Origin of the sequence: Streptomyces sp. NPDC096339 (assembly GCF_044762985.1) — a bacterium.
GTDB lineage: Bacteria > Actinomycetota > Actinomycetes > Streptomycetales > Streptomycetaceae > Streptomyces.
In genome coordinates, this window is record NZ_JBIWFI010000068.1 from 1 (window position 1) to 14,238 (window position 14,238).

The following is a 14,238-nucleotide window of genomic DNA, read 5'->3' on the forward strand; positions in this document are numbered from 1 at the left end:
CCAACACATCCCACCACCCCCCCCATACAACCACTCCTCCCCCCCCCCCGCCCCGCCCCCTAACCCCCGGGCCCCCCCCCCCCCGGCCCCCCGGGGGGGCGCCCCTGTCTCGTATACGAAAATCAGGTCAACCGGTCAGCGCGGTCGCTGACCCTTCATGCCACGCCCCGGGATCGGCCCCTTCGGCAGGGGCATGTTCGACATCAGGTCGCCCATCGCGCGCAGCTTGTCGTTGACCGCGGTGATCTGGGGGCCGGACAGGACGCGCGGGAGCTTGATCAGGGTGGTGCGGACCTTCTTCAGGGGCACCTCGCCCTCGCCCGTGCCCACGATGAAGTCGTGCACCGGCACGTCGGGCATGATGCGGGCCATCTTCTTCTTCTCGTTCGCGAGAAGGAGCTTCACCCGGTTCGGGTTGCCCTCACCGATCAGCACGACGCCGGCCTTGCCGACGGCCCGGTGGACGATGTCCTGGCTCTTGTTCATCGCGATGGCGGGGGTGGTCGTCCAGCCCCGGCCCACGTTGTCCAGTACGGCCGCGGCCGCTCCCGGCTGGCCTTCCATCTGCCCGAAGGCAGCCGCCTCGGCCCGCCGTCCGAAGACGATCGCCATCGCGAGGAACGCCACCAGGAAGCCCAGGATGCCCAGGTAGACCGGAGCGTCGATCAGGAAGCCGATCGCGAGGAAGACACCGAAGGTGACGATTCCCACGCCCGCGACAATCAGACCGACCTTCGGGTCGGCCTTGCGCGTCATCTTGTACGTCAGGGCGATCTGCTTCAGTCGCCCGGGGTTCGCAGCAGTCTCTGCGTTTGACTTCCTCGCCATACAGCGAGTTTACGTGGCCTGCGGGGTGCGGGTCGCCGCGGCCTCAAGTACGTGTTCGGTTTCGACGCGGTCCTTGGCCCGGCGCCGGTCCTCGAGGACCGCCGTCCAGGCGTTGCGGCGGGCGCCGCTCATCAGCAGGGATTCGAGGCCCCGGAAGGCGTCGGACAGGGACGGGATGGCGATGGCGCGTACGGGCGCGGCCTGCATGATGTCGATCCCTTTCACGGTGCCGGTGTGTGCGGTGTGTGGATCCAGCGTCACTGACTGGTGTTACCAGCGCATGACCGGCTGGTCAATCGTGACGAAAGATTGACGCGGCCCGCCGGACTCTCCCTCGAAGAAAGAGCCTAGGGGCCGCGTCGATGCGGTGTTACCCGTTAGTAGGTGTTTGTGCGCGAGTTCACACGCTCGCAGCGCGCTTCTCCGTGCCTGCGGTCGAGCTCCGCCTCGCCACCGCTCCGGCCGCGTGCCCGTCCTCGTCCCTCGGACGGACCCGCAACCTACGCTCCAGCTCGGCTGCGCTTCTCCATCGCCTGGGTGTAGAGGCGTCCCGCGCGGTACGAAGAACGGACCAGCGGGCCCGACATCACGCCGGAGAAGCCGATCTCCTCGGCCTCCTTCGCCAGCTCGACGAACTCCTCCGGCTTCACCCAGCGCTCGACGGGGTGGTGCCGCGGCGAGGGGCGCAGGTACTGGGTGATGGTGATGAGCTCGCAGCCGGCCTCGTGCAGGTCCTTCAGGGCCTGCGAGACCTCCTCGCGCTCCTCGCCCATGCCGAGGATCAGGTTCGACTTGGTGACCAGGCCGTAGGCGCGCGCCTTGGTGATCACGTCGAGGGAGCGCTCGTAGCGGAAGGCCGGGCGGATCCGCTTGAAGATGCGCGGCACCGTCTCGACGTTGTGCGCGAAGACCTCGGGGCGGGAGGCGAAGACCTCTTCCAGCAGCTCCGGGACCGCGTTGAAGTCGGGGGCCAGCAGCTCGACCTTGGTGTGGCCGGCCTCTCGGCCCGCCGTCTGCTGGTGGATCTGGCGCACGGTCTCCGCGTACAGCCAGGCACCGCCGTCGGCCAGGTCGTCGCGCGCGACGCCCGTGATGGTGGCGTAGTTCAGGTCCATCGTGACGACCGACTCGCCGACGCGGCGGGGCTCGTCACGGTCCAGGGCCTCGGGCTTGCCCGTGTCGATCTGGCAGAAGTCACAGCGCCGGGTGCACTGGTCGCCACCGATGAGGAAGGTGGCCTCGCGGTCCTCCCAGCATTCGTAGATGTTCGGACAGCCGGCTTCCTGGCACACCGTGTGCAGTCCTTCGCCCTTCACCAGGGCCTGCATCTTGGTGTACTCGGGACCCATCTTCGCCCGGGTCTTGATCCACTCGGGCTTGCGCTCGATGGGGGTCTGGCTGTTACGGACCTCCAGGCGCAGCATCTTGCGTCCGTCGGGTGCGACTGCGGACACGACCGGCTCCCTGTGACTTCGATTCTTCGGCGTCCACCAGGGTACGCCCGTAATTCGTACGCTCTTACGTCCGGCCAACCCGTACGGGACCGGACGCATTCCCCCGGCTAGCCGCCGAGCGCCGGCTCCGTCTCGCGGGGCTTCAGTTCCGCGTGCTCCAGTACGTCCTTCAGGTGACGCTCGACGACCGGCAGCACCTCGGCGATGGTGATCTCCCGGCCCAGTTCGTACGAGAGCGAGGTCACACCGGCGTCGCGGATCCCGCAGGGGATGATCCGGTCGAACCAGGTGGCGTCCGGGTTCACGTTGAGGGAGAACCCGTGCATCGTGACGCCCTTGGCGACGCGGATGCCGATGGCGGCGAGCTTGCGGTCCTCGCGGCGCTGGCCGGCGTTGGACGGAGCGTACTCGGGGCCGTGGAGCCGGGCGTCGAACTCGTCGTCGCCGGTGCGCGGGTCGGCTGCGGGCGCGGCGAGGTCGAGGGTGAGGCCACCGAGCTTCGGGCGGTCCTCGATCGGGTCGCCCAGCACCCAGACCCCGGAGCGGCCCTCGACGCGGGTGGTCTCCAGGCCGAATTCGGCGGCGGTGCGGATCAGGGCCTCTTCGAGGCGGCGGACGTGCGCGACCACGTCCACCGGGCGGGGCAGCTTCATGATCGGGTAGCCGACCAGCTGGCCCGGGCCGTGCCAGGTGATCTTGCCGCCGCGGTCCACGTCGATGACGGGGGTGCCGTCGAGCGGTCGCTCGCTGGGGTCGGTGCGCCGGCCGGCCGTGTAGACCGGCTCGTGCTCCAGCAGCAGGCAGGTGTCGCCTATCTCCTCGGCGAAGCGCGCCGCGTGCACCCGGCGCTGTTCTTCCCAGGCCACGGTGTACTCGACGGATTCCGGCCCGAAGCCCAGATGGACAAACCCAAGCTCAGCCACCGCAGCGCCTCCTCGTTGAACCTGCTGTGTGCACCTATCGCACTCAGCAAGGGTACGGCGGCCCCGCGAGCGGCTCGGCGGGGGCCGGGGAAGGGGGCGGGGAAGGGGTCGGCGGCGGAGACTGCGGCGGGGCTTCCAGCGGGGGCCACGGCAGCTGTTTCGGACGGCGCCGGCCCTTCGGGGGGCGGTCCGGGTCCTCGTCCGCGCGCGGGAGCCGCCGGTGGCCCTCGGAGTGGTCGTTGACCCAGCCGCACACCCCACACGCGTAGCGGCCGTCGAGCCCCGCGATGAGGGTGCCGCAGCGCCTGCACTCGGCCTCGGTCAGCTCGGGCGGAGGAAGCGGAGCGGTGGATTCGGGTCGCTCCTCGGGGAGCTGAGCCCGGTGGGGCCGGCGGGTCATGGGCCGCAGCCTATGCGGATGGAGGGGGTCAGTCCGTAAAGAGCCCTACCCATTCTGCACACGATCGGATGAATGTAGGGCAGAGAGGGCGGTGTGAGCGGAGTTCGCCGCTACATTCACGCCGTTCACAGGGCCGGGACACCGGTCCGTCACCCCAGGAGACCGTGGAGCCGATGACGGAACGACCTGCCCAGCGTGTCCCCAACCGGCAGCTCGCGGCGCTGATCGCGGAAGCCGGGTTCTCCAACGCCGGGCTAGCCCGCCGCGTCGACCAGCTCGGCCTGGAGCACGGTCTCGATCTGCGGTACGACAAGACGTCCGTGACCCGGTGGCTGCGCGGGCAGCAGCCGCGCGGGACCACCCCGGCGCTGATCGCCGAGGTCTTCACCCGGCGCCTCGGGCGGCGGCTGTCCGCGCAGGACCTGGGGCTGGACGCCTGCGCGCCCGTGTACGCGGGGCTGGAGTTCGCGGCCACCCCCGAGGAGGCGGTGGACATCGCGAGCGGGCTGTGGCGCAAGGACTCCGGCTCGCACGCCGAACTGCGGAAGATCGCCTTCACCCCGGCCGGGCTGGTCGTGCCCAGCCGGGACTGGCTGATCGGGCGGGCCGACGAGCGGGTGGGCCGCGGCGCGGAGACGGCAGCGGCGGCGGCAGCGGCGGCCCGAGTGCCGGTGCAGGGCCGGGCCTCGGTACCCCGGCAGCGGCAGATCGACCGGGGGCCCGGGCAGCGGGTGACGGGCGGGGACATCGCCGCCCTGAGATCGGTGAGCGAGCTGTTCCGCACCCTGGACCACGCCTACGGCGGCGGGCACGCCCGGCAGGCGCTGGTGCGCTACCTGGAGCACGAGGCGGAGCCGATGCTCCGCGGGACCTACGGGGAGACCACCGGGCGCAGGCTGTTCGCGGCCGCCGCCGACCTGACCCGGCTCGCGGGCTGGACCTCGTACGACATCGCCGCGCACGGGCTCGCACAGCGCTACTTCGTGCAGGCGCTGCGGCTCGCCCAGGCCGCGGGCGACCGGGCGTACGGGTCGTACGTGCTGGTCACCATGAGCCGGCAGGCGGTCTACCTGGGCCACGGCCGGGAGGCGGTGCAGCTGGCCCGCGTCGCCCAGCAGGGCGTCGGGTCGGGCCCGCCGCCGGTGGTGCAGGCGCTGCTGCACTCGGCGGAGGCGCGGGGGCACGCGGTGCTCGGCGAGGTCCGGGCGTCGACGGCCTCGCTGGTGCGGGCGGAACGGGCGCTGGGCGCCGCCCGGCCGGGGGACGACGTGCCGCACTGGGCGCGGGACTACGACGAGGCGCAGCTCGCGGACGAGTTCGGGCACTGCCACCGGGACCTGCAGCAGTACCGGGCCTCGGCGCAGCACGCGGAGCGCTCGCTGCAGTTGCGGGCGGCGGGGTACGCGCGTTCGCGGCTGTTCTGCCGGGTGGTGCTCGCGACGGCCCGGCTGGGGTTGGGCGAGCTGGACCAGGCGTGCGCGCTGGGCGCGGAGGCGGCGCAGCAGGCGATGGAGATGCGGTCGGTGCGTGCGGTGGAGTACGTACGGGACTTCGAGCGGCGGCTGGAGCCGTACCGGGACGCGTCGGCCGTACGGACGTACCGCGACCGGGTGGCGGCCTTGTCGTGAACACCGGTGGCGGAACGCCCGCCACCTCTTGTCTGAAGATCATCCGCCGTGCGACGGTCCGATCATGAGAGATGTGATGCGCCGCAGGATCGGCACCATCGCCGGGGTGTATCTGGCGATCGCCCTGCTTCCGGGGGTCTGGGTCAAGGGCTTCCTCGGCGAGGAACCCGGGTTCGCCGACGTGGCCCTTGAGGGGATGATGGCCGCGGCCGTGCTCGTCGTACTCGGACAGATCGTCCTGATCAGCCCCGGCTCCGACTGGCGCCGGGCGCCGGTGGGCGCGGTCCTGCTCCTCTCGGTACTGGGCTACGTCCAGGACTTCCTGCTCTGGCTGTTGATCTCCTGGGCCTTCGCGGAGATCGAGTCCGCGCTGCACGTGGACGGCCTCGGCACCGTCGCCCTGGCGGCGCTGCTCACCCGGGGCCTGAGCCTTGCCCTGCTCTTGCTGCTGCCGCCGAGCGCGGAGCACCGGGAGGAAGCGGTCGCGGAGACCGCGTGAGACGAGGCCCGGCCCCGGGACCGGGGCCGGGCCTCCGCATGGGTGGTTCTCAGGCCGCCACCGGTAGCGCGGCCCCGGCGGATGCCGGGAGCGGGATGCCGAAGTCGCGCAGGACGGCGGTGCCGGCGCGGCGGGCCGAGCTCAGGGCGCCCTGGACGGTGTTGGTGTCGCGGTGGTCGCCGCACACGTACAGCCCGGCCAGGACCCGTACCGGGCGTCGCGGGTCGCGCGGCGGCGGCATGGCGGGGACGGCCTCCGGGGTGTGGTGGACGGCCAGCAGCTCCCAGTCCCGGGTGGCGCAGTCGTAGAGGCGGGCGAGGCGCGAGGCGACCGTACGGGTGGGCGGCGGCGGGCCGAGCACGGTGGTGGTGACCAGGCTCCGGCCGGTGGGGGCCCGCGTCGGGTCGACCGCGCTCATCACGGCGGTGTGGGAGACGGACCACTTGGGGTCGCCGTCCAGGAGCAGCGAGCCGTCCCAGGGCAGGGGTGCGGCGGTGGCGTGGTGCAGGACGGTGACCTCGTGGAATCCGGGCACGCGCAGGCCGGGCAGGAGCTCGGCGGCGGCGCGGGCTCCGGTGGCGAGGAGCACGGAACGGCAGGTGAAGTCGCCGTGTTCGGCGGTGGTGACCAGGTTCGTGGCGACCGAGCGGACCCGGACCCCGGTACGGACGGTTCCGGGCGGCAGGGCGTCGGCGAGCAGGCCGGGCAGGGCCGCCGCTCCCCCTTCGGGTACGGCGAGGCGGCCGCGGGCGAAGGTGCGCAGGGCGAGGTCGGCGACCCGGCTGGAGGTGGTGAGCTCCGGGTCGCGGAGCAGGGTGGCGAGCAGGGGCCGGAGCACTCCGTTGACGGTGCGCGACGGCAGGCCGCGGGAGCGCAGGGCGGCGAGGGCGGTGCGTTCGGGCCGTGCCAGGAGCTTCTCCTCGGGCAGGGCGGCGAGCCGGCCGAGGGCAGCGCTGAGCCGGGCCTGGTCGAGCGAGCCGCTGGCCAGGGCGCGGGCGGGGGTGAGGGCCCCGGCCCGGAGCTGCTTCCCGTCGGTGTGGACCAGTACCCCGGGCGCGAACGGGCGCAGGGTCAGCGCCTCCAGGCCGGGGGTGCGTTCGAGTTCCGTGTACGAGGTGTTGAGCAACTGGCCGACCCGGTCCAGCCGGAAGCCGTCGGCCGACACGGTGGCCATCCGGCCGCCGGGGTCGTCGGCGGCCTCCAGGACGGTGACGGAGACCCCCGCCGCGATCAGGTGGTGCGCGGCCGCGAGTCCTGAGACCCCGGCTCCTACGATGACTACGTCTGCGTGGTTCGAGCTGCTGAGCACGTGCCCCTCCCCGAGGTCGGCGCGGCTGTGTGGGGATCCTCCTTCCCCCAACCGGCTCCAGGGGAACCCGAGTTGACCGTGCTATTACGGTCGGTTCCGGTCGCACGACGGTCGCATCCGGGTCACGAACGGTCGCACACGGTCGCACGTGCCGTGGAGCAGGGCGTTCAGAGGGCGGCGCGGATGGCGTCCTCGATGCCGGGGTCCCGGAACTCGAACCCGGACCCCAACAGCCGCTCGGGGCGGGCCCGCTGACTGCCGAGCACGTCCGAGGAGAACTCACCCAGCGCGATGCGCAGCGCCACCGCCGGGACCGGCAGCACCGCGGGCCTGCGCAGCACCCGGGCCATGGCGGCGGTGACCTCACGGTTGGTCAGCGGCTCGGGGGCGGTGAGGTTGACGGGGCCTTCGAGGGAGGGGGTGTCGATGATGTGGCGCAGGGCCGCGACCTCGTCCCTGAGGGAGATGTACGACCAGTACTGGCGGCCGTCGCCGAGCCGGCCGCCGAGGCCCGCGCGGAAGAGGGGGAACATCCGCCCCCAGGCCCCGCCCTCGCCGGCGACGACCAGGCCGGTACGGGCGAACGCGGTCCGGATCCCGGCCTTCCGGGCGGGCGCGGCGGCGGCCTCCCACTCCACGCAGACCGAGGGCAGGAACCCCGTCCCGGCGGGGGAGTCCTCGTCCACGACCCGGTCGCCGGTGTCGCCGTAGTACCCGACGGCGGTGCCGACGACGAACACCTTCGGCGGCTCGTCGAGCGCGGCCATCGCCCGGGCGAGGGCGGCGGTGCCGAGGACACGGCTGTCGCGGATCTCCTTCTTGTACGCGGCCGTCCACCGGTGGTCGCCGACCCCGACCCCGGCGAGGCCCACGACGGCCCCGCACCCGGCGAGCCCGGCGGGGTCCACGTGGCCGCTCGCCGGATCCCACCGCGCCTCGTCCGCCGCCGCGGGCTCGCGGCGCACGAAGCGGACCACCTCGTGCCCGTCCTCCCGGAGGGACCGCACGAGGGCACTGCCGATGAGTCCGGTCGAGCCGGTGACTGCGATGCGCATGCCCTCATCCTGCCGGGCCGCGTGCCGCGGGCTCGGCTGATTCCCCGTTGCCGGGGGCTGCGAATGGTGACGGGGCCGGGGCCCACCCGTGAAACCGGCTGCGCCGGGCCTCCTGGGGCTCCGCCCCAGACCCCGCGCCTCAAACGCCGGCGGGGCTGGATTTCGGCTGATGCCGCCGGCACCACCCAGCCCCTCCGGCGTTTGAGGAGCGGGGTGCGGGGCGGAGCCCGGAGCCTTGAGCCGCACCGGGCGATGTCCGGCTCCGCCCGCAACATCCAGCCCCGCCGGCGTTTGAGGCGCCGCCGGAGGCACACCCAGCCCCGCCGGCGATTGAGGCGCGGGGGCAGGGGCAGAGCCCCGGGCTTTGAGTCGTACCGGCGATGAGGGGCCGGGGGTGGAGCCCCGGTCAGGTGGTGGTGCCCAGCCAGGTGCCCACCGCGTAGGTGACGGCCATCGCCAGCGCACCGCCGCCGACATTGCGGGCGACCGCGCGCAGGATCGGCGCCGCGCCCAGCCGCGCGCTCAGCACCCCGCACAGGGTGAGCGCGACCAGCACCGACACCACCGTCACCGGGACCCGCGCGGACGGCCCCGGCAGCAGGATCGCCAGCAGCGGCAGCAGTGCCCCCACCGTGAAGGCGATCAGGCTGGCGAAGGCCGCGTGCCACGGGTTGGCCAGTTCGTCGGGGTTGATCCCGAGCTCCACCCGGGCGTGCGCCCGCAGCGCGTCCCGTTCCGTCAGCTGCTCCGCCGCCTCCCGCGCCACCTCCCGGCTCAGCCCCCTCTCGGCCAGCAGGTCCGCGAGTTCCTCCAGCTCCGCCTCCGGCTCCTCCGCGAGCTCCCGGCGTTCCATGTCGAGCGCGGCCCGTTCGGAGTCCCGCTGCGAGCTGACGGAGACGTACTCCCCCGCCGCCATGGACAGCGAGCCCGCCAGCAGCCCCGCGACCCCCGCCGCCAGGATCGCCGAGCGCGAGGTGGTGGCCCCGGCGACGCCGACCACCAGGCCGGCGGTGGAGATGATCCCGTCGTTGGCGCCGAGCACACCCGCGCGCAGCCAGTTGAGCCGGGTGCTCATCTCACCGCTCGTCGAGCCGCCGCCCGTGCCGTGTGCCTCGGTGTGCGCCCGCGTCGGGGTCTTCCCGGAGCCGTCGTTTGCCGTCACGCCACCACTGTCGCGGCAGCGGCTCCGCCGGGCCACCCGGCGGACGGTCCGGGGTGCGCGGGCCCGCCCCCCGTACCAGGGTGGAGGAGTGAGACGCGGACGCGAGGATCCGGGCTGGCTTCGCGGCGAACAGCCGCCGCGCTGGGCCAGGCTCGCCCCCGTGGTGGCCCTGGTGGTGCTGGTGCTCGCCCAGCGGCTCACCCCGGGCGACGTGGAGCTCGGGTTCTTCCTGGCCGGGCTGCCCCCGGTGGCCGCCTTCGCGTACGGCCCGGCCGGGACCGCCGTCTTCTCGGGCATCGTGCTCGGGCTGCTCGGCGCGCCCAGCCTGGTCGCCGCGCACCCCCAGGGCACGGACCTGGCCACGGTGGCCGCCGTCGGGCTGCTCAGCGTGGTGATCTCCTGGGTGCGGCGGCGTCGGGACGCGCAGCTGGTCAGTGTCCGGACGGTCGCGGAGGCGGCCCAGCTTGCCGTCCTCCCTCCCGTTCCGGAGCGGGTCGGAGGGGTGCGGTGCTCCGGCCTCTACCGGGCGGCGCAGCGCGGCACCCTGGTCGGCGGTGACCTGTACGACGTACGGGCCGGTCCGTACGGAGTGCGGGCGCTGATCGGGGACGTGCAGGGCCACGGCCTGGCGGCGGTCGGCACGGTGGCGGCGCTGCTCGGGGCCTTCCGCGAGGCGGTGCTCGACGACAAGGAGCTGGCGGCCGTCGCGGCGCGGCTTGACCGGCGGCTGCTGGCCGACGCGGCGGCGGACTCCTCGGCGGAAGCCCCGGAGCTGTTCGCGACCGCCGTGCTGATGGAGTTCCCGCCGGGGCTGGACCTCGTACGGGTCGTGTCCTGCGGGCATCCGCCCGCCCTGCGCCTGCGCGGGGTGGAGGTGGCGGAGGTGGAGGTGGAGCCCGGTCCGCCGCTGGGGCTGGGGCTCGCGGGGCCGGCCCCGCCGGCGGTGTCGGAGCTGCCGGTACGGACCGGGGACCGGCTGCTGCTGCACACCGACGGCGTGACGGAGGCCCGCGACAGGGCGGGCCGCTTCTACCCGCTGGCCGCGCGGGTCCCCGTGCTGGCGAGGGACCCGGACGGCCTGGTCGAGGCCGTCTGGCGGGACCTCTCCGCCTTCACCGACGGCGGTCCCTCCGACGACGTGGCCCTGCTGCTCCTGTCGCTCGACGGCCCCGCGTGAGCCCCGTGTGAGCCCCGTGTGACAGGAGCAGAGGTCACCGGTTCACGCGGCCTGGATGAACGCGCGCACCATCCGGCAGGTGACGTTGGACGGGCGGTGGATCCCCGTGCGGACGGCCATCGTACGGATCTTCCGGTTGGTGGCGCGGCGGGCGTCATACGTCCCCGAGTCGAGCAGGGATATCGCCAGCCGCATCGCCTTCAGACGGCGGTTGTGGCTCTCGTACCACTCGCGGGGCAGGCCCGCGGGAAGCGGCTTCTTCTTGACGTTCTGAATGGTCATGGCAGTGGCCATCTACAGCCTCCCAAACGGTAGTTGGCTTCCCGTCGTACTCCTTGAATTTTACCGGGGACCACTGACAAAAGCCCTGGCCGGGCAGGCCCTGGATAGGGTGGGCGCCATGGAGATCTGGATCAATCCCGCCTGTTCCAAGTGCCGTGGCGCGCTGACCCTGCTGGACGCGGAGGGCGCCGACTACACCGTGCGCCGCTACCTGGAGGACGTGCCCTCCGAGGACGAGATCCGCGAGGTCCTCGGCCGTCTCGGGCTGGAGCCGTGGGACATCACGCGCACCTCGGACCCCCTGGCCAAGGAGACCGGGGTACGGGAGCTGCCGCGCGAGGAGACCGACGAGGCGCGGGGCCGCTGGATCGCGCACCTGGCCGCGCACCCGAAGCTGATCCAGCGTCCGATCATCACCGCCGACGACGGCACGGCCGTGGTGGCCCGTTCCGAGGAAGCGGTCCGCGACGCGCTCTCACGCAAGGGCTAGGCGGACGATCTCCTCGGGTGCCGTCAGGGGCAGCTCATGGTGCGAGACCCCGCGCAGCATGCGGACGCCCGCACCCGGCAGTCCGGCGCGCGTGGCGACCGCGGTCGCCCGGAGGGAATCGTGGCAGCGGGCGCGCTCGGCGAAGAGGATGCGGATGGGGAAGTGGGCGAGCCCGGTCAGGTCCGGCCGGGGGCCCGTGACGGGCCTGACGGTGGGAAAGGCGGCCGTCTCGTCCTGGAGCCGCAGCCAGACCGGGTCGAGTTCGGCCCCACGGGTCTCCCAGGCCAGGAAGCTCCGGATCCGGCCGGGGGTGGGCCGCACCAGCATGGGCAGCGCCCGCACGGCGTAGCGCGGGCTGAGCCCGGTGAAGACCTGAGTGGGATCGAGCAGCACGAGGCGGGCGAGCCGCTGACGCGGGGAATACCAGCCGGCGTGGCGGGCGGCGTAATGGGCGGCCATCCAGGCTCCGTAGGAGTGGCCGGCGAGGGTGACGCGCCCCTCGGGGACGAGCCCGTCCAGGACCGCGTCGAGCCAGAGGGCCAGGTCCCCCGGGGTCCGCATCGCCCGATCGGGCGCCGGGACGCTGAGGCCGGGGTCCCCCATCAGGTCCACGGCGTGGACCCGGTGGGTGCGGGCGAGCCCGGCGGCGGCGCAGGCGCCCCACACCGTGGACGTGGCCCCGCCGCCGGGGAGCAGCACCACCGGCGGGGCGCCGACGGGACCGCAGCTGTTGACGCGGGTGACCCCGTACGGCGTGGGGACTTCGACGGCCTCGACGGGGCCGGGCCACCGGCCGAGCATCTCGTCGTATGCGGTGCGGAAGGACGTCCGGGACACGGCTGGCTCCAATGCCTCGCTAGGCGATAATCTCGCTCAACGAGATATCTTAGAGTGGAGGCGATGTGGCCGACAACCTTCAACTGGTGCACCTCCTACGGGCGGTGACCATCGAGTTCGGCCTGCGCCAGGCGGAGTTCGCCGCCCGCAACGGCATGCACCCCACCGACGTACGGGCCCTGATCTGCCTGCTGGACGCGGCCCGCGCGGACGAACCGGCCACGGCGGGGCTGCTCGGCGCCCGGCTCGGCCTCAACTCGGCGGGCACCACCGCCCTGATCGACCGCCTGGAGCGGCTCGGCCACGTCGCACGGATCCGCGACGACCGCGACCGGCGGCGGGTGCTGCTGCGCGTGGAGCCACAGGCGATCCGCCTGGGCCAGGACTTCTTCGGCCCGCTCATCGACGGGGTCCTGGGCGTGCTGGACTCCCTCGACCCCACCGAACGGGACACCGTACGCCGCTTCCTGACGGCCACCCACACCGTCTTCACCACGCACGAGCCGGGCGCATGAACGGCACCGACCTGCATCTGGAACTCCCCGCCGGGGGCGCCCGGCGGACCGCCCTCGCCCAGGCCCTGCGGGAGGCAGTGCGCACCGGCCGGCTGGCCGCCGGGACCCGGCTCCCGCCGTACCGGACGCTGGCCGCCGACCTGGGGCTGGCCCGCAACGCCGTGGCCGACGCCTACGCCGAACTGGTCGCGGAGGGCTGGTTCACCGCCCGCCAGGGCTCCGGCACCCGCGTCGCCGAGGGCGCGGCGACCACCGCCACCCCACCCGCCGCCGTCGGCCCTGCCCCCTCCACCCCCCGCCACGACCTGCTCCAGGGCAAACCCGACCCCGCCTCCTTCCCCCGCGGCGCCTGGGCCGCGAGTGCCCGGCGGGCCCTGGCCGGCGCACCCACGGAGGCCTTCGGCCCCGGTGACCCCAGGGGCCGCCCCGAGCTGCGACGAGTCCTGACGGACTACCTCTCCCGCACCCGTGGCGTCCGCACCACCCCCGCCAACATCGTCATCTGCTCCGGCTTCGCGAACGGTCTGCGCCTCCTGGCGTCCATCCGCCCCCGCGACTGGGCCGTGGAGGCGTACGGACTCCCCTTCCACCACGGCATCCTCGAAGCCGCCGGAGTCCGGGCCCGCCCGCTCCCCCTCGACGAGGACGGCGCCCGCACCGACGAACTCCCCTCCCGGGCCCGTACGCTGCTGCTCACCCCGGCGCACCAGTTCCCCACGGGCGTCCGCCTGCTGCCCGCCCGCCGCGCGGCGGCCGTGGAGTGGGCCCGCAGCACCGGCGGCCTCATCGTCGAGGACGACTACGACGGCGAGTTCCGCTACGACCGCAAGCCGGTCGGCGCCGTCCAGGGCCTCGCCCCCCAGCACGTGGTGTACGCGGGCTCGCTCAGCAAGAGCCTCTCCCCCGCGATCCGCCTGGGCTGGCTGGCCCTCCCGGACCACCTGCTCGACGAGGTCCTGGCGGCGAAGGGCCTGCGGGAGTCCTGGGCGAGCGCACTGGACCAACTGGCCCTGGCCGACTTCATCGAATGCGGCGCGTACGACCGCCACGTCCGCCGCATGCGCAAGCGCTACCACCAGCGCCGCGACCAACTGACCGCCACCCTGGCGGCCCACGCCCCACACCTGCGCGTGACGGGCATCGCGGCGGGCCTCCACGCCGTGGTGGAACTCCCCCCGGGCCACGAGGCCCCCACCCTGGCAGCGGCCCGCGCGGCGGGCCTGGCCCTGGACGGCCTCTCCTCCTACCACCACCCGTCGGCTCCGGCCCCACCCCGGGAGGGCCTGGTGATCGGCTACGCGGCCCCGCCGGAAACCGCCTTCGCCCGGGCGCTGGACACGCTGGCGGAGGTGCTCGGGGGTGTTCCGTAGGGGGCGGGGGTCGTACGACTTCACGCGCTCGGGACCATCACCCCCTCGGGCCACCGGGGCCGGGCGGTGGCTGCCCACCCGCCTCTTTGGGTGCGGGTGGGTGGGCGGTACGTCGTCCCACTGCTCCGGGGCCTGAACCGTTCGGGGCGCGGGGGCGGGGAGCCCCGGAGGGGCGGAGGTGATCCGTCGTCCGGGACCTGGGTTGGCGGTGCCCCGGCCGGTCCGTGGTGAAGAGGGGTTGGGGGTTTCCCGTCAGTCCCATCGTCCTTCCGCGTCGGGCCGGCCTGTCAAGGGCGCTCCCTTCGGTCG

General features: G+C 73.7%; 16 protein-coding genes. 6 read left to right on the top strand and 10 right to left on the bottom strand.

What is annotated here, in order from left to right; all coding sequences use genetic code 11:
• Positions 1-135 precede the first annotated feature (135 nt).
• From ACIQ5Y_RS39555 to ACIQ5Y_RS39575, 5 genes are all read right to left on the bottom strand, one after another.
• Positions 136-828, bottom strand: coding sequence for a DUF4191 domain-containing protein (locus ACIQ5Y_RS39555; protein WP_403892342.1), 693 nt, complete (start codon positions 826-828; stop codon positions 136-138).
• A gap of 9 nt (positions 829-837) precedes the next feature.
• Positions 838-1,035 carry a hypothetical protein gene (locus ACIQ5Y_RS39560; RefSeq protein ID WP_365168322.1) on the bottom strand — a complete coding sequence of 66 codons (198 nt, stop codon included), beginning with the start codon at positions 1,033-1,035 and terminating at the stop codon, positions 838-840.
• 293 nt (positions 1,036-1,328) lie between these two features.
• Complete coding sequence (gene lipA / locus ACIQ5Y_RS39565; protein ID WP_403892345.1) at positions 1,329-2,282, bottom strand: lipoyl synthase; 954 nt, start codon at positions 2,280-2,282, stop codon at positions 1,329-1,331.
• A gap of 107 nt (positions 2,283-2,389) precedes the next feature.
• Positions 2,390-3,205, bottom strand: coding sequence for a lipoyl(octanoyl) transferase LipB (gene lipB, locus ACIQ5Y_RS39570; RefSeq protein ID WP_403892348.1), 816 nt, complete (start codon positions 3,203-3,205; stop codon positions 2,390-2,392).
• A gap of 43 nt (positions 3,206-3,248) precedes the next feature.
• Positions 3,249-3,605, bottom strand: coding sequence for a hypothetical protein (locus tag ACIQ5Y_RS39575; protein WP_403892351.1), 357 nt, complete (start codon positions 3,603-3,605; stop codon positions 3,249-3,251).
• A gap of 173 nt (positions 3,606-3,778) precedes the next feature.
• Here ACIQ5Y_RS39575 and ACIQ5Y_RS39580 point away from each other — a divergent pair, with 173 nt between their 5' ends.
• Both ACIQ5Y_RS39580 and ACIQ5Y_RS39585 read left to right on the top strand, forming a co-directional pair.
• The gene (locus ACIQ5Y_RS39580; protein WP_403892354.1) at positions 3,779-5,233 is read left to right on the top strand and encodes a regulator; all 1,455 of its coding nucleotides are present in this window, start codon (positions 3,779-3,781) and stop codon (positions 5,231-5,233) included.
• 64 nt (positions 5,234-5,297) lie between these two features.
• Positions 5,298-5,732 carry a hypothetical protein gene (locus ACIQ5Y_RS39585; protein ID WP_403892357.1) on the top strand — a complete coding sequence of 145 codons (435 nt, stop codon included), beginning with the start codon at positions 5,298-5,300 and terminating at the stop codon, positions 5,730-5,732.
• Between the two features lie 49 nt (positions 5,733-5,781).
• On the opposite strand, the gene ACIQ5Y_RS39590 is transcribed toward ACIQ5Y_RS39585, so the two are convergent.
• The 3 genes from ACIQ5Y_RS39590 to ACIQ5Y_RS39600 form a co-directional block, all read right to left on the bottom strand.
• Complete coding sequence (locus tag ACIQ5Y_RS39590; RefSeq protein ID WP_403892360.1) at positions 5,782-7,041, bottom strand: FAD-dependent oxidoreductase; 1,260 nt, start codon at positions 7,039-7,041, stop codon at positions 5,782-5,784.
• Positions 7,042-7,208: 167 nt separating this feature from the next.
• A complete protein-coding gene (locus ACIQ5Y_RS39595; protein ID WP_403892363.1) occupies positions 7,209-8,096 on the bottom strand; it encodes a TIGR01777 family oxidoreductase in 888 nt (295 codons plus the stop codon).
• A gap of 406 nt (positions 8,097-8,502) precedes the next feature.
• Complete coding sequence (locus tag ACIQ5Y_RS39600; protein WP_403892379.1) at positions 8,503-9,171, bottom strand: VIT family protein; 669 nt, start codon at positions 9,169-9,171, stop codon at positions 8,503-8,505.
• Between the two features lie 175 nt (positions 9,172-9,346).
• Between ACIQ5Y_RS39600 and ACIQ5Y_RS39605 the strand changes: the two genes are divergently transcribed.
• Entirely contained in the window at positions 9,347-10,435 is a 1,089-nt protein-coding gene (locus ACIQ5Y_RS39605) for a PP2C family protein-serine/threonine phosphatase (RefSeq protein WP_403892366.1), read from the top strand.
• Between the two features lie 42 nt (positions 10,436-10,477).
• Here the strand turns inward: ACIQ5Y_RS39605 and ACIQ5Y_RS39610 are convergent, their stop codons facing one another.
• Positions 10,478-10,729: a hypothetical protein gene (locus tag ACIQ5Y_RS39610; RefSeq protein WP_385129076.1), complete on the bottom strand. Its 252-nt coding sequence runs from the start codon at positions 10,727-10,729 to the stop codon at positions 10,478-10,480.
• A 106-nt stretch (positions 10,730-10,835) separates the two neighbouring features.
• Between ACIQ5Y_RS39610 and ACIQ5Y_RS39615 the strand changes: the two genes are divergently transcribed.
• Positions 10,836-11,207, top strand: a complete 372-nt coding sequence (locus tag ACIQ5Y_RS39615; protein WP_403892369.1) for an ArsC/Spx/MgsR family protein — start codon at positions 10,836-10,838, stop codon at positions 11,205-11,207.
• Here ACIQ5Y_RS39615 and ACIQ5Y_RS39620 read toward each other — a convergent pair.
• A complete protein-coding gene (locus tag ACIQ5Y_RS39620; protein ID WP_403892382.1) occupies positions 11,193-12,008 on the bottom strand; it encodes an alpha/beta fold hydrolase in 816 nt (271 codons plus the stop codon). The genes ACIQ5Y_RS39615 and ACIQ5Y_RS39620 overlap by 15 nt on opposite strands.
• 101 nt (positions 12,009-12,109) lie before the next feature.
• Between ACIQ5Y_RS39620 and ACIQ5Y_RS39625 the strand changes: the two genes are divergently transcribed.
• Together ACIQ5Y_RS39625 and ACIQ5Y_RS39630 are read left to right on the top strand one after the other, a co-directional pair.
• Complete coding sequence (locus ACIQ5Y_RS39625; protein WP_403892372.1) at positions 12,110-12,559, top strand: MarR family transcriptional regulator; 450 nt, start codon at positions 12,110-12,112, stop codon at positions 12,557-12,559.
• A complete protein-coding gene (locus tag ACIQ5Y_RS39630; RefSeq protein WP_403892376.1) occupies positions 12,556-13,929 on the top strand; it encodes a PLP-dependent aminotransferase family protein in 1,374 nt (457 codons plus the stop codon). Before ACIQ5Y_RS39625 ends, ACIQ5Y_RS39630 begins: the two co-directional genes overlap by 4 nt.
• Positions 13,930-14,238: the final 309 nt, after the last annotated feature.